Genomic DNA, 13,237 nt, shown 5'->3' with positions numbered 1-13,237 from the left:
GCCAGGGGCGGCGCTTCGACAGGCTCAGCGCGAACGGTCAGTGCAGGGGCCGCGGAGGATCAGGCCAGCAGGTCGGCCAGCGTGCGCGCGATCACCTTGGTGGCGCGGCGCAGGTCTTCCAGCTCCAGGCGCTCGTCGGCGCGCTTGGCGTGCGACTCCAGCACCGTGCGCGGGCCGGCGCCGTAGATCACGCCGGGAATGCCCGCCTCGCCGTACAGACGCACGTCGGTGTAGAGCGGCGTGCCCATGGCCGGAATCGGCTGGCCGAAGAGCTGTTCGCCATGCTTCTGGATGGCCTCGACCAGCGGCTGGTTGCCCGCCAGCGGCTTCATCGAATTGGCCAGCAGCAGGCGCTTGACCTCGACCTCGATGCCGCCCGCCGGCGTCTTGAACTCGGCCGCCGCCTTGGCGATCACGTCGCGGATGGCGGCCTCGACCTCGGCCGGGTTCTCCTCCGGGATCATTCGGCGGTCGAGCTTGAACACCACCTTGCCGGGCACGACGTTGGTGTTGGTGCCGCCTTCGATGCGGCCCACGTTGAGGTACGGATGGCTGATGCCTTCCACCTTCGACGTGACCTGCTGGTAGAGGGTGTTCTGCGCATAGAGCGCGTTGAGGATGTGCACCGCGCCCTGCAGCGCATCCACGCCGGTGGTGGGAATGGCAGCGTGGGCCATCTTGCCGTGCACCGTCACTTCCATCTGCAGGCAGCCGTTGTGGGCCGTGACCACCTCGTAGCTGAAGCCGGCGGCGATCATCAGGTCGGGCTTCGTGAGGCCCTTCTTCAGCAACCAGCCGGGGCCCAGGATGCCGCCGAATTCCTCGTCGTAGGTGAAGTGCAGCTCGACGCCGCCCTTGGCCGGCTTCGCGACCGCCTCCAGCGCGCGCACGGCGAAGGTGAAGCTGGCGAAGTCGCTCTTGCTCACGGCCGCAGCGCGGGCGTAGAGCTTGCCGTCCACGATCTCGCCACCGTAGGGGTCATGCGTCCAGCCTTCGCCAGGCGGCACCACATCGCCGTGCGCATTGAGCGCCACGGTGCGGCCGCCGTCGCCATAGCGGCGGCGCACGATCAGGTTGGTGATCGACTCCAGGCCGTAGTCCTTGACCTCCTGCGCGGGCACGGCGTGCCTCTCGGCCTCGAAGCCGAAGCCGGCGATCAGCTCGGCGGTGCGCTCGGCATGCGGTGCGTTGTTGCCCGGCGGGGTGTCGGTGGGCACGCGCACCATTTCTTGAAGGAACTTGACCTCCTCGTCGAAATGGGCGTCGATCCAGGCGTCGAGCTGGGCGTAGTCGGTCATCGTTGTTCTTTCGCGAGGTTGTCCAGCAGCTTCTGCGTGGCGAGCACGGCCAGTTGCATGTCGTCGCTGGTGGTGGATTCGAGCGGGTTGTGGCTGATGCCGCCGTTGAGGCCCCGCACGAAAAGCATGGCCTGCGGCATGACCTCGTGCAGCTTCATGGCGTCATGGCCGGCGCCGCTGGGCATGCGGAAGAGCGGCACGCCGAGCGATTCGACGGCGGTCTCCCAGCGGGCCTGCCAGTCCGGATGGCTGGGCGCGGCGGCGGCGCGCATGGCCTCTTCGAGCGTGTAGCGCAGGCCGCGGCGGGTGCAGATCTCCTCCAGCGCGGCCAGCACGTCGGCGATGACGGCATTGCGCTGGTCGTCGCGTGGCGCGCGGATGTCCAGGCTGAACTTGGCCAGGCCCGGCACCACGTTGATCGAGCCGCCGGGCACGTGCAGCATGCCCACGGTGGCCACCGAATCGGCGTCCTGGCGCGCGCGCTTCTCGGCCGCCAGGATCAGCTCGGCCACGGCACAGGCCGCATCGCGGCGGCGGTCCATCGGCGTGGTGCCGGCATGGCTGGCCATGCCGTGGATCTCGCCCACGTAGCGCACGCCACCGTTGATGGAGGTGACGATGCCCAGCGGCAGGTTCAGCTCGTTGAGCACCGGGCCCTGCTCGATGTGCACCTCGATGAAGCCCAGGTATTTGGCCGGGTCGCGCTGGATCTTCGGGATGTCCTCGATCTTCAGGCCGGCCTGCTGCATGGCCTCGCGCATGGTGATGCCGTCGGCATCGGCCTGGTCCAGCCAGGCCGGGTTGAAGTGGCCGGTGAGCGCACCCGAGCCGATGAAGGTGGCCTTGTAGCGCTGGCCTTCCTCTTCGGCGAAGCCCACCACCTCGAAGGCGAAGGGCAGCCGGCGCCCCTGGCGGGCCAGTTCCTTGACGCAGGCCATGGGCACGAAGATGCCCAGCCGGCCGTCGTACTTGCCGCCGTTGCGCACCGTGTCGTAGTGCGAGCCGGTCAGCAGCGTGGGTGCACCAGGCACGGCACCGCCGCTGGTGACGAAGCCCTCGGCCTCGTAGCGGCCGATGACGTTGCCCACCGCATCGATCTCGACCGAGTCGAAGCCCACCTCGTGCATCCAGGTGCTGATCTGCAGCGCGCAGGCGCGGTGCGCCTGGGTGAGGTAGGTGACGGTGAGCTGTCCCTGCTCGGCATAGCCGGGGTCGCTGTGCACGGCCAGCTGTTCCTGCCAGTCCCACACCTGGTTGCCCAGTTCGGGCGAGACGCCGAACTTGTCGTTGAGCCGGATCTCGGCGATGCGGTGGATGTTGCGCAGCGCCTCGGCCCGCTCGTAGTCCGGATGGTTGTTCAGCCGCCGCGCGAAGGTGGCCAGGATCTCGGCCTTGGGCAGGCCGGTGCCGCGCGGGCCGCGCACGGCCAGGATGAAGGGGAAGCCGAACTTCTGGCCGTAGGCCGCATTGAGTTCGCGGATGCGAGCCAGCTCTTCCGGCGTGCAGGCGGTCAGGCCCGCCTTGCTCTGCTCGTTGGTCGATTCGGCGGTGAGGGCGTTGCTCTCCATCGCCTTGCCGGCCAGCTCCGGGTGCATGCGGATGAGGGCGAGCTGCTGCTCGGCCGGCGCGCGCGTCACGACCTGGGCCATGGCGGCCTTGAGGTGCTGCAGCGAGCGGAAGGGCCGCTCCCCCAGCGCGCCTTCGGCCACCCAGGGCGAATGCTCGTAGGTGCCCTCCAGCAGTGCGACGGCGTCGGCGGCGGAGGCGGCGTTGAGTTGTTCGATGGTCAGGGCCATGGTCGTGTCTCCTCAGACCGCGCCGGTGAAGGGATGCGTCTGGCGCCAGTGGCGCGCGATGTCCACCCGGCGGCATACCCACACCTTGTCGTGGCGGCCGATGTGGTCCAGGAAGCGCTGCAGCGCCGTGATGCGGCCCGGGCGGCCCAGCAGGCGGCAGTGCATGCCGATGCTCAGCATCTTGGGCCGGTCCAGGCCGGCCGGGTCGCCTTCGGCATAGAGCGCGTCGAAGCTGTCCTTCATGTACTGGAAGAAGGGGTCGGCATGCGAATAGCCCTGGGGCAGCGCGAAGCGCATGTCGTTGCAGTCCAGGGTGTAGGGCACGATCAGCTGGGGCACGACGCTGCCGTCGGTCTTCTGCACCTTCATCCAGAAGGGCAGGTCGTCGCCGTAGTAGTCGCTGTCGTATTCCAGGCGGCCATCGTCGGCCACCAGGCGGTGGGTGCGGGGGCTGTCGCGCCCGGTGTACCAGCCGACCGGGCGCTCGCCGGTGAGCTTCTCGATCGCTTCCAGCCCCAAGCGCATGTGCTCGCGCTCCAGCGACTCGTCGGCGCTCTGGTAGTGGATCCAGCGCCAGCCGTGGCAGGCGATCTCGTGGCCCAGCTCCTTGAAGGCGACGGCCAGCTCGGGGTAGCGCTGCAGGGCCATGCCCACACCGAAGACGGTGAGCGGCAGGCCGCGCTGCTCGAACTCGCGCAGGATGCGCCATACGCCGGCACGCGAGCCGTATTCGTAGATGCCGTCCATGCTCATGTGCCGGTCGGGATAGCTCGCCGGGTTGAACATCTCGGACAGGAACTGCTCCGAGCCCGGGTCGCCGTGCAGCACGTTGTTCTCGCCGCCCTCCTCGTAGTTGAGGACGAACTGCACCGCGATGCGGGCACCGCCCGGCCAGCGGGCATGCGGCACATCGCGGCCGTAGCCGACGAGGTCGCGCGGATAGGGAAGGGTGGCGTCGTAGACGGTGGGCATGGGGGTCTCAGGAAAGCGCCAGCGTGATGTCGCTGGTGGGAACCTTGCGGTCCAGGGTGAGGTTGTCCTCGACGTGCTGCAGGTGCTCGGTCATCAGCCGCGCAGCCTTGTCGCCATCGCGCGCCGCCAGGGCGCGGACGATGTCGGCATGCTCGTCGTTGGAATGCGCGGCCTCGGCGGCGCTCTGGTACATGAGCGTGATCAGGGCGCAGCGCGAGATCAGATCGCTCAGGATCTGCGCCAACACCTGATTGCCCATCAGCTCCGCCATGCGCACATGGAAGTCGCCGAGCAGCTCGGTTCGACCTTCCACGTCCTCCCCGGCCACGGCGGCCTTTTCTTGTGCAACGTGTTCCTTCAGGGCCTTGATCTGCGCCGTCGTGGCCTGGCGGGCGAACTCGCGCGCCATCTCGGCCTCCAGCATGCGGCGCACGCCGAACACCTGGCGGGCCTCGTCCGCCGAGGGCGCGGCCACGAAGGCACCGCGTGCCGGCTCCAGGCGGATCAGCCCGTTCTGCGAGAGCTGGAACAAAGCTTGCCTCACCAGCGTGCGCGAGACGCCGAAGTGGTCGGCCAGCTTCTGTTCGGCCAGCTTGCTGCCCGGCTGCAGCCGGTGTTCGACGATGGCCCGGGTCAGGGCATCGACGATCGCGCGTGTCGTGGTCGGCTCCATGATGGCGGGCATGATAGCTTCACGACACAAATGTGTATACACTTTTGTGGACGGATCGCCCGGTCCTGCCCCGGTCCCACCCCGGTGCGTTTTGCCGTCCATTTCAACGACTCGCAAGGAGATGCCCCATGGGCCTGAGCACCCACGTACTGGACACGATGCACGGCTGCCCCGCCGCCGGCATGGAAGTGGCGCTCTACACGACGGACGGTGAGGCGGCCACGCTGGTGCGGCGCTTCGCCCTCAACCACGACGGCCGCAGCGACGGGCCGCTGTATGACAACAGCAGCCTCAAGGCCGGCACCTATCGCCTGGTGTTCGATGTGGCGGGGTATTTCAAGGCGCGCGGTGTCGAGCTGCCGCAGCCCAACTTCCTCAACCGCGTGGCGCTGGATTTCGGCGTGGCCCACACCGACCAGCACTACCACGTGCCGCTGCTGGTGAGCCCGTGGAGCTACTCCACGTACCGGGGGTCCTGAATGCGTCGCCCGCCTCTGCATCGGTTCGGCAGCGGCGGGCCTGCCTTACTGCTGCAGTTGGCCTTCGCTCAGCGTGTCCAGCTGGAAGCGGCCGCTCCGGTCCCAGAGCCAGGTGTCGGTCCACACGACGGGCCCGAGCCGCGTGGCGACCGGGTAGGGCGCCGCGGCCAGGACGGTGCGCTCGATGCCGGCGATGGCGTCGGGCGCGTGCTTCGGCGCCCGCAGCCAGTGCATGCCGGTCACCTGGCCGCGCGCGTCGAGCTTCACTTCCAGCACGCCGACGGCGTAGAGCATGGGCGGCAGCTTGCCGGCGTAGATGCGATCCGCGTTGCGCGCATAGACATGACGGGCGGCATCCTGCCGGTACTCGCGCGGTGTGCGGGCGCGGGAGCTGCCCGCGGGCTCGGCGGCGGCCACCGCTTCGCGCGGCGCCGTGGCGTCGGAGATCTGGCCCGGCACCGTGGAGCCGGTGCTGCCGCAGCCGGCCAGCCATGCAGCGGCCACGGTGCAGGCGGCCAGCAGGCCCAGGCGCGAGAAGGTGTTCTTGATCATGGCGCGGCTTTATACCTGCGCGGCGGCGCGGCCGTGTTTCCATTGATGACGGCGCCTGCGGGCCCCGCCCGGGGTGCTGCGCGGCACCGGTCCGCGCAGCTGCCTGGGGACGCGCGATGAGCACCGGCGCCCTCGACGACGGCCTTGCCCGTCTGGCCGCCGAAGACGGCGTGCTGGTGCGCGTCGAGGCCACCGAAGGCTCGGCCCCGCGCGAGGCCGGCACCTGGATGCTGGTCTGGGCGCGGGGCCTCACGGCCACCATCGGCGGCGGCCAGCTCGAATTCCAGGCCATCGACGAGGCCCGCGCCCTGCTCCAGTCGCCGGCCGCCGGGCCGCTGCGCAAGCGCTACCCGCTGGGCCCCAGCCTGGGCCAGTGCTGCGGCGGCGTGGTGCACCTGTCGATGCGCCGCGTGGGGGCGGCCGATGCGGCCGAACTGCGCCGGCAGCTCACCGAGCACCTCGCGCCCGTCGCCATCTTCGGCGGCGGCCATGTAGGCCTGGCGCTGGCGCGGCTGCTGGCCACGCTGCCTTATTCGGTGCGCTGGATCGACAGTCGCGATGGGGTCTTCCCCGATGCATTGCCGGCTCAGGTGCACACCGAGCATAGCGAGCCGGTCCAGGACGCCGTGGCCACGCTGCCGCCGGGCACGCATGTGCTCATCATGAGCTTCAGCCATGCGGAAGACCTGGACATCGTCATTGCCTGCCTCAGGCGCCTGCGCGAGCGGGGCGACCTGCCCTACGTGGGCCTGATCGGCAGCAAGACCAAGTGGGCCACCTTCCGGCATCGGCTGGAAGCGCGCGGCTTCGGCGAGGCCGAGATGGCGCGCGTCACCTGCCCCATCGGCGTGCCGGGTGTGACGGGCAAGGAGCCCGAGGTGATCGCCGTCGCGGTGGCGGCGCAGCTGCTGCAGCGGCGCACGGCGGCCGGCTGAACGCGGCGGGGAGTCGCGCGCTGGGCACATCGCCCAACGCGAGCGCCATGAGCCATTCCTCTCAGGCCGCCCGCTCCGCGCTCTCCCGCGCCACTGCATAGCGCGCCAGCGTCTGCTGCCGCGCCTCGCCATGGTCCACCACCGGCGCCGGATAGTCCTGCCCGATGCGCAGCCCGGCGGCTTCGAGTTCGACCGGCTTGGCGAGCCACGGCGCATGGATCATCTTGTTGGACAGCCTGGCGAGCTCGGGCACGTAGCGGCGGATGAACTTGCCCTCCGGGTCGAAGCGCTCGCTCTGCGTCACCGGGTTGAAGATGCGGAAGTAGGGCTGCGCATCGCAGCCGCTCGAACTGGCCCATTGCCAGCCGCCGTTGTTGGAGGCGAATTCGAAGTCGTTCAGGTGTTCGGCGAAAAAGGCCTCGCCGCGGCGCCAGTCCAACCCCAGGTCCTTGCACAGGAAGCTTGCGGTCACCATGCGCAGCCGGTTGTGCATGTAGCCCGACTGCACCAGCTGGCGCATGCCGGCGTCCACCAGCGGATAGCCGGTGCGGCCCTCGCACCAGGCGGCGAAGAGCTGGTCGGCATGCTTGCCGTGGTGCCAGCGGATGCGGTCGTACTCGGGCTTGTAGCTCTTGCCCTCGGCCAGGTCGGGCCGGTGCGCCATCACCTGGGCATAGAAGTCGCGCCAGATCAGCTCGCCCAGCCAGGTGGCGGCGCCGCGGCGGCCGTTGCCGGCCAGGGCATGGGCGGTGGCCGCCGCCTCGCGGATGGAGAGCGTGCCGAAGCGCAGGTGCACACCCAGGTAGCTGGGACCGCGCACGGCGGGAAAGTCGCGGGTGCTGTCGTAGCGGTCGATGCGTCCGACGAATTCGTCGAAGAGCTGCCGCGCGCCGGCCATGCCGCCGCCCAGGCCCAGCTCGTGCAGGTTGGTGGGCTCGAAGCCCAGGTCGGCCAAGGCCGGCACCTCGGTGCGGTGCTCGGCCGGCGTGGGGATGAGGGCGTCGGCGTAGCGCTCCACCGGGTAGGGGCTCAGGTAGAAGGCGTCTTCCGCCTTGGCCATCCACGCGCGCTTGTAGGGCGTGAACACCGAATAGACGCCGCCGGCCTGGGTCAGCACCTCGTCCCGCTCGAAGACCACATGGTCCTTGAAGGTCTGGAAGCTCACGCCCGCATTGGCCAGGGCGCCGAGCACCTGAGCGTCGCGGTCCAGGGCGGCGGGCTCGTCGTCACGGTTGGCGAAGACGGCCTGTACCTCCAGCTGGCGGGCGAGGGGGGCGATCTCTTCCTCGGCCACGGCATGGCGCACCACCAGGTCACCGCCCATGCTGCGCAGGGCGGCCTGCAACTGCAGCACCGACTCCTGGATGAACTCGACCCGCCGGTCGCGCCGGGGCAGAGCGTCGAGGATGGCCCGGTCGAACACGAAGGCGCAGACCACCTCACGGCAGCTGCGCAGTGCGTGGTAGAGCGCCGCGTTGTCCTGCACCCGCAGGTCACGCCGGAACCACATGAGCCCCCGGGCGAAGGGCTTGTCGACGGCCACTAAAATTGGAGGCATATGTCCGTCGATTCTGCCCTGACCAATCTCACGCATCACTTCCTCATCGCGATGCCGGGCATGCAGGACCAGGCCTTCAGCCGCAGCGTCGTCTACCTGTGCGAACACGGCGAACGCGGTGCGCTGGGGCTGATCATCAACAAGCCGAGCGACATCGACCTCAAGGGCCTGTTCCAGAAGATCGAGCTGCGCCTGGCCCGCCCCGACCTCGACAATGCCCCCGTCTTCCAGGGCGGACCGGTGCAGACCGAACGCGGCTTCGTGCTGCATGAACCCGTCGTGGGCGAGGACACCACCGGCGCCCCGCCGGCCGACGACGGCAAGCCGCACTCGGTCTACGCCTCCACCATGACCATCCCGGGCGGCCTGGAGATGACCACCTCCAAGGACGTGCTGGAGGCCATGGCCACCGGCGCCGGCCCACGCAAGGTGCTGGTCACCCTGGGCTATTCGTCGTGGGAGCAGGGCCAGCTCGAATCCGAGATCGCCGAGAACGCCTGGCTCACCGTGGGCGCCGACCCGGCCGTCATCTTCGACACGCCGGTGGAGCAGCGCTATGACAAGGCGCTGTCGCTGCTCGGCCTGGCCGCCTGGACCCTGTCGCCGGAAGCCGGCCATGCCTGAGAACGCCGACGTCCCCGCGCACTTCCAGAGCTTCCTCGCCTTCGATTTCGGCCTCAAGCGCACCGGCGTGGCCAGCGGCAACCGCCTGCTGCGCAGCGCCACGCCGCAGGCCACGATCAAGGCGGAGGGCGACGCCCGCTTCGCGCAGATCCAGGCCCGCATCCGCGAATGGCAGCCCGATGCGCTGGTGGTGGGCGTGCCCTATCACCCCGACGGCGCCGCGCACGACAACACCCGCGCCGCCCTGCGCTTCGCCCGCCAGCTGCACGGCCGATTCGGCCTCACGGTCTACCAGGTGGACGAGCGCTACAGCACCACCGAAGCCATCGCCTCCGGCGCGCGCGACGCCGACGCCGCCAGCGCCTGCATCATCCTTGAACAATTCCTGAGGAACCTTCCGTGAACGCATTGCCCGATGCCGAGGGGCTCTACCAGACGCTGCTGGCCGGCGTGAAGCCGCTGATGCGCGACCACACCCGCCTGGTGGGCGTGACCTCCGGCGGCGCCTGGCTGGTCGAGCGGCTGCAGAAAGACCTGGGCCTGGCCGGCGCGCCCGGCGTCATCTCCTCGGCCATGCACCGCGACGACTTCGCGCGCCGCGGCATGGCCGCCAGTGCGCAGACGCAGCTGCCCTTCGACGTCGACGGCAGCGACGTGCTGCTTCTGGACGACGTGCTCTACACCGGCCGCACCATCCGCGCGGTGCTCAACGAGCTGTTCGACTTCGGCCGTCCGGCCTGCGTGCGGCTCGCGGTGATGGTGGACCGGGGCGGGCGCGAGCTGCCGGTGGCGGCGGACTTCGCGGCGGCCCATCTCACGCTGCCCGACACGCAACTGCTGGCGCTCGCCCGGGGCAACGATGGCAGCCTGCGTTTCAACGTCGAGGAGCAGACCTGATGCTCTACAAACGCAATCCCCAGCTCAACAAGAACGGCGAGCTGATTCACCTGCTGTCCATCGAGGGCCTGCCCAAGGCCATCGTCACGCAGATCCTGGACACCGCCGCCAACTTCGTCAGCGTGAGCGACCGCGAGGTCAAGAAGGTGCCGCTGCTGCGCGGCAAGAGCGTGTTCAACCTCTTCTTCGAGAACAGCACGCGCACCCGCACCACCTTCGAGATCGCGGCCAAGCGACTGTCGGCCGACGTCATCAACCTCGACATCGCCCGCAGCTCCACGGCCAAGGGCGAGACGCTGCTGGACACCATCGCCAACCTGAGCGCGATGGCGGCCGACCTGTTCGTGGTGCGGCACAGCGAATCGGGCGCGCCCTACCTGATCGCGCAGCATGTGGCACCGCATGTGCACGTCATCAATGCGGGCGACGGCCGGCATGCGCACCCCACGCAGGGGCTGCTCGACATGTACACCATCCGCCACTACAAAAAGGACTTCTCCAACCTGACGGTTGCCATCGTGGGCGACGTGCTGCATTCGCGCGTGGCCCGCTCCGACATCCACGCGCTGACCACGCTGGGCGCCGCCGAGGTGCGCGTGGTGGGCCCGCGTACCCTGGTGCCGGCCGACCTCGCGCCCATGGGCGTGAAGGTCTTCCACAAGCTCGAAGAGGGCATCAAGGACTGCGACGTGGTCATCATGCTGCGCCTGCAGAACGAGCGCATGAGCGGCGCGCTGCTGCCGTCGAGCCAGGAGTACTTCAAGACCTACGGCCTCACGCCCGAGAAGCTGCAGCTGGCCAAGCCCGACGCCATCGTGATGCATCCGGGGCCCATCAACCGCGGCGTGGAGATCGCCTCGGAAGTGGTGGACGGCAAGCAGAGCGTGATCCTGCCGCAGGTGACCTTCGGCATCGCGGTCCGCATGGCCGTCATGAGCATCGTGGCAGGTAACGAAGCATGAAATGGCGCCCGCTCGGCTACTGCGCGCGCCGATCTTGCGCCTGTGCTGCTCGCCGTACATGAGTACGGCTGCGCTGCTCGGCACAAGCTCGACGCGCTCGCTACGCCGCTCGGACGCCATTTGCTGATGGGAAGAATGATGAATACGTTGATCCAACACGGCCGGGTGATCGACCCCGCCTCCGGCTTCGATGGGGTGGCTGCCGTGGCCATCGCGGACGGCCGTATCGCCGCCATCGGTGACTTGCCCGCCGACTTCGCGGCCGAGCGCACCATCGACGCCACCGGCTGCTTGGTGCTGCCCGGTCTGGTCGACTTGGCCGCGCGTCTGCGCGAACCCGGCTACGAGCACGAGGGCATGCTCGAAAGCGAAATGGCCGCGGCGGTCGCCGGTGGCGTCACCAGCCTGGTCTGCCCGCCCGACACCGACCCGGTGCTCGACGAGCCCGGCCTGGTCGAGATGCTCAAGTTCCGCGCTGAGAAGCTGCAGAAGGCCCGCCTCTTTCCGCAGGGCGCGCTCACGCGCGGCCTCAAGAGCGAGGTGCTGACCGAGATGGCCGAGCTGACCGAGGCCGGGTGCATCGGCTTCGGCCAGGCCGAGGTGCCGCTGTCCGGCAACGTGGTGCTGCAGCGCTCGCTGCAGTACGCCAGCACCTTTGGCTACACCGTGTGGCTGCGTCCGCAGGACCGCGACCTGGGCAAGGGCGTGGCCGCCAGCGGGGCGCTGGCCACGCGCATGGGCCTGTCGGGTGTGCCCGTGGCCGCCGAGACCATCGCCCTGTTCACCATCTTCGAGATGATGAAGACCACCGGCGCCCGCGTGCACCTGTGTCGCCTGTCGAGCGCGGCCGGCGTGCAGCTGGTGCGCGAGGCCAAGGCGGCCGGCCTGCCGGTGAGCTGCGACGTCAGCATCAACTCGCTGCATCTGGCCGACACCGACATCGGCTTCTTCGACAGCCGCGCGCGCCTGACGCCGCCGCTGCGTCAGCAGCGCGACCGCGATGCGCTCTCGGCCGCGCTGGCCGACGGCACCATCGACGCGCTGGTCTCCGACCACACCCCGGTGGAGGCCGACGCCAAGACCCTGCCCTTCGCCGAGAGCGAGCCCGGTGCCACCGGCCTGGAGCTGCTGCTGCCCCTGGCCCTGCTGTGGGCGGAGCGCAGCGGTGCCGGACTTTCGCGCGCCGTGCAGGCCATCACCCAGGCGCCGGCGCGCCTGCTGGGCGAGACCGGCGCGCAACTCGGCCGCCTGGCCGTGGGCGGCCCTGCTGACGTGGTGGTGGCCGACCCGCGCCGCGAATGGCAGGTGCTGCCAGAGGCGCTGCGCAGCCAGGGCAAGCACACGCCCTTTGCCGGCCATGCGCTGGTGGGCGCCGTGCGCGCGACCTTCGTGGGCGGACAGCTGGTGCACGAAGCCGCCTGAGCGGCGCGCCGGCCTCCTTCGCGTTCGTCGACCGACACCCATGCCCCGATCCCTTGTCGCGCTTGGCCGCCTTGTGCGGCTGCTGGCCCATGCCCTGCGGGGCTGGTGGATCATCCGCCGCCGATTCGATGCGCTGGACGCGCCGGCGCGGGCCGATCATGTGGAGCGCTGGGCGCAGCGCGCGCTGCAATTGCTGGGCATCCGCCTGGTGGTGCGCGGGCCCGTGCCCCAGACGGGGCCGGTGCTCGTGGTGGCCAACCATGTCTCGTGGCTGGACATCATGACCTTGCATGCGGCCCGCCATGTGCGCTTCGTCTCCAAGTCGGCCGTGCGGCACTGGCCGCTGATCGGCACGCTGGCCACCGGCGCCGGCACGCTCTACATCGAGCGCGAAAAGCGCCGCGATGCGCTGCGCGTGGCACACCACATGGCCGAGGCGCTGCGCGCGGGCGACCGCATCGCCGTCTTCCCCGAAGGCACCACCAGCGACGGCCGCGGCCTGCTGCCCTTCCATGCCAACCTGCTGCAGTCGGCCATCTCGGCCGATGCGCCGGTGCAGCCGGTGGCGCTTCGCTTCCTGGATGCCGCCACTGGCGACGTGAGCTTCGCGCCGATCTACATCGACGACGACACCCTGATCAGCTCGCTGTGGCGCACCCTGCGCGCGCCACCGCTGGTGGCCGTCGTGCAGTTCGGTGAACCCCAACCGGCCGAGGGCCACGACCGCCGCGGCTGGGCACAGAGCCTGCATGCCGACGTGCTGGCCCTGCGCGGCGAGGCCGGCCGCTTGGGTTAAAGTCGCGGGCCTGCCGCCGGCCTCCCACGGCGCGCGGCCAGTGCCCCGGTCCCTATAGTTCAATGGATAGAACGGCCCCCTCCTAAGGGGCAGATGCAGGTTCGATTCCTGCTGGGGGCACCACATTGGGATCTGGTGGATCCCAACGGTTGCCAAACAGCCTTCGGTTCCCTCTGGAAGTGCCTACTTGGATGCGCAAAGCTCGACAACCGCATCTCACACCAGCCAACGCTTTTGACGGTAGTTCTGGCGGTATCTTGGCGGCAGGTATGC

At 69.6% G+C, this 13,237-nt stretch carries 14 protein-coding genes and 1 tRNA gene; 9 read left to right on the top strand and 6 right to left on the bottom strand.

The window, feature by feature from the left end; all coding sequences use genetic code 11:
• Nucleotides 1–59 precede the first annotated feature (59 nt).
• The 4 genes from ACT54X_RS20015 to ACT54X_RS20000 are packed head-to-tail and all read right to left on the bottom strand — an operon-like array spanning nt 60 to nt 4,739.
• The gene (locus ACT54X_RS20015; protein ID WP_476348115.1) at nt 60–1,298 is read right to left on the bottom strand and encodes a M20 family metallopeptidase; all 1,239 of its coding nucleotides are present in this window, start codon (nt 1,296–1,298) and stop codon (nt 60–62) included.
• Nucleotides 1,295–3,094 (bottom strand): 2-oxo-4-hydroxy-4-carboxy-5-ureidoimidazoline decarboxylase, encoded by a 1,800-nt coding sequence (uraD, locus tag ACT54X_RS20010; protein ID WP_476348113.1) that lies wholly within the window; start codon nt 3,092–3,094, stop codon nt 1,295–1,297. The genes ACT54X_RS20015 and uraD overlap by 4 nt, the downstream gene beginning before the upstream one ends.
• Before the next feature lie 12 nt (nt 3,095–3,106).
• Nucleotides 3,107–4,066 carry an allantoinase PuuE gene (puuE, locus tag ACT54X_RS20005; RefSeq protein WP_476348111.1) on the bottom strand — a complete coding sequence of 320 codons (960 nt, stop codon included), beginning with the start codon at nt 4,064–4,066 and terminating at the stop codon, nt 3,107–3,109.
• 7 nt (nt 4,067–4,073) lie between these two features.
• Complete coding sequence (locus ACT54X_RS20000; protein ID WP_234196637.1) at nt 4,074–4,739, bottom strand: GntR family transcriptional regulator; 666 nt, start codon at nt 4,737–4,739, stop codon at nt 4,074–4,076.
• 128 nt (nt 4,740–4,867) lie between these two features.
• Here ACT54X_RS20000 and uraH point away from each other — a divergent pair, with 128 nt between their 5' ends.
• Entirely contained in the window at nt 4,868–5,218 is a 351-nt protein-coding gene (gene uraH, locus ACT54X_RS19995) for a hydroxyisourate hydrolase (RefSeq protein WP_294378014.1), read from the top strand.
• A 45-nt stretch (nt 5,219–5,263) separates the two neighbouring features.
• Here uraH and ACT54X_RS19990 read toward each other — a convergent pair whose 3' ends face one another.
• Nucleotides 5,264–5,770: a hypothetical protein gene (locus ACT54X_RS19990; protein ID WP_476348109.1), complete on the bottom strand. Its 507-nt coding sequence runs from the start codon at nt 5,768–5,770 to the stop codon at nt 5,264–5,266.
• A gap of 116 nt (nt 5,771–5,886) precedes the next feature.
• On the opposite strand from ACT54X_RS19990, the gene xdhC reads away from it, so the two are divergent.
• Nucleotides 5,887–6,705 carry a xanthine dehydrogenase accessory protein XdhC gene (gene xdhC, locus ACT54X_RS19985; RefSeq protein WP_476348107.1) on the top strand — a complete coding sequence of 273 codons (819 nt, stop codon included), beginning with the start codon at nt 5,887–5,889 and terminating at the stop codon, nt 6,703–6,705.
• A gap of 61 nt (nt 6,706–6,766) precedes the next feature.
• Here the strand turns inward: xdhC and ACT54X_RS19980 are convergent, their stop codons facing one another.
• Entirely contained in the window at nt 6,767–8,263 is a 1,497-nt protein-coding gene (locus ACT54X_RS19980) for a cryptochrome/photolyase family protein (protein WP_476348105.1), read from the bottom strand.
• Here ACT54X_RS19980 and ACT54X_RS19975 point away from each other — a divergent pair, their 5' ends adjacent.
• From ACT54X_RS19975 to ACT54X_RS19945, 7 genes are all read left to right on the top strand, one after another.
• Nucleotides 8,264–8,887 carry a YqgE/AlgH family protein gene (locus ACT54X_RS19975; RefSeq protein WP_476348103.1) on the top strand — a complete coding sequence of 208 codons (624 nt, stop codon included), beginning with the start codon at nt 8,264–8,266 and terminating at the stop codon, nt 8,885–8,887. It abuts the gene before it with no gap.
• On the top strand, nt 8,880–9,290 hold the full coding sequence (gene ruvX, locus ACT54X_RS19970; RefSeq protein WP_476348101.1) for a Holliday junction resolvase RuvX: 411 nt from the start codon (nt 8,880–8,882) through the stop codon (nt 9,288–9,290). Before ACT54X_RS19975 ends, ruvX begins: the two co-directional genes overlap by 8 nt.
• Nucleotides 9,287–9,784: a bifunctional pyr operon transcriptional regulator/uracil phosphoribosyltransferase PyrR gene (gene pyrR, locus ACT54X_RS19965; RefSeq protein ID WP_476348099.1), complete on the top strand. Its 498-nt coding sequence runs from the start codon at nt 9,287–9,289 to the stop codon at nt 9,782–9,784. The genes ruvX and pyrR overlap by 4 nt, the downstream gene beginning before the upstream one ends.
• On the top strand, nt 9,784–10,746 hold the full coding sequence (locus ACT54X_RS19960; RefSeq protein WP_304306150.1) for an aspartate carbamoyltransferase catalytic subunit: 963 nt from the start codon (nt 9,784–9,786) through the stop codon (nt 10,744–10,746). The genes pyrR and ACT54X_RS19960 overlap by 1 nt, the downstream gene beginning before the upstream one ends.
• A gap of 138 nt (nt 10,747–10,884) precedes the next feature.
• Complete coding sequence (locus tag ACT54X_RS19955; protein WP_476348096.1) at nt 10,885–12,168, top strand: dihydroorotase; 1,284 nt, start codon at nt 10,885–10,887, stop codon at nt 12,166–12,168.
• Between the two features lie 40 nt (nt 12,169–12,208).
• A complete protein-coding gene (locus ACT54X_RS19950; RefSeq protein ID WP_294378040.1) occupies nt 12,209–12,964 on the top strand; it encodes a lysophospholipid acyltransferase family protein in 756 nt (251 codons plus the stop codon).
• Between the two features lie 48 nt (nt 12,965–13,012).
• Nucleotides 13,013–13,087 (top strand) — tRNA-Arg (locus ACT54X_RS19945).
• Nucleotides 13,088–13,237 lie beyond the last annotated feature (150 nt).

It is taken from the genome of Pseudacidovorax sp. DMC4, assembly GCF_056314265.1.
Note: the sequence above shows the minus strand (reverse complement) of the source record. Positions and strands in the feature narration are given on the sequence as shown.

Coding starts and splice junctions, on each gene's coding strand:
- ACT54X_RS20015 (WP_476348115.1), bottom strand. CDS start 1,298: ATGACCGACTACGCCCAGCTCGACGCCTGGATCGACGCCCATTTCGAC.
- uraD (WP_476348113.1), bottom strand. CDS start 3,094: ATGGCCCTGACCATCGAACAACTCAACGCCGCCTCCGCCGCCGACGCC.
- puuE (WP_476348111.1), bottom strand. CDS start 4,066: ATGCCCACCGTCTACGACGCCACCCTTCCCTATCCGCGCGACCTCGTC.
- ACT54X_RS20000 (WP_234196637.1), bottom strand. CDS start 4,739: ATGGAGCCGACCACGACACGCGCGATCGTCGATGCCCTGACCCGGGCC.
- uraH (WP_294378014.1), top strand. CDS start 4,868: ATGGGCCTGAGCACCCACGTACTGGACACGATGCACGGCTGCCCCGCC.
- ACT54X_RS19990 (WP_476348109.1), bottom strand. CDS start 5,770: ATGATCAAGAACACCTTCTCGCGCCTGGGCCTGCTGGCCGCCTGCACC.
- xdhC (WP_476348107.1), top strand. CDS start 5,887: ATGAGCACCGGCGCCCTCGACGACGGCCTTGCCCGTCTGGCCGCCGAA.
- ACT54X_RS19980 (WP_476348105.1), bottom strand. CDS start 8,263: ATGCCTCCAATTTTAGTGGCCGTCGACAAGCCCTTCGCCCGGGGGCTC.
- ACT54X_RS19975 (WP_476348103.1), top strand. CDS start 8,264: ATGTCCGTCGATTCTGCCCTGACCAATCTCACGCATCACTTCCTCATC.
- ruvX (WP_476348101.1), top strand. CDS start 8,880: ATGCCTGAGAACGCCGACGTCCCCGCGCACTTCCAGAGCTTCCTCGCC.
- ACT54X_RS19960 (WP_304306150.1), top strand. CDS start 9,784: ATGCTCTACAAACGCAATCCCCAGCTCAACAAGAACGGCGAGCTGATT.
- ACT54X_RS19955 (WP_476348096.1), top strand. CDS start 10,885: ATGAATACGTTGATCCAACACGGCCGGGTGATCGACCCCGCCTCCGGC.
- ACT54X_RS19950 (WP_294378040.1), top strand. CDS start 12,209: ATGCCCCGATCCCTTGTCGCGCTTGGCCGCCTTGTGCGGCTGCTGGCC.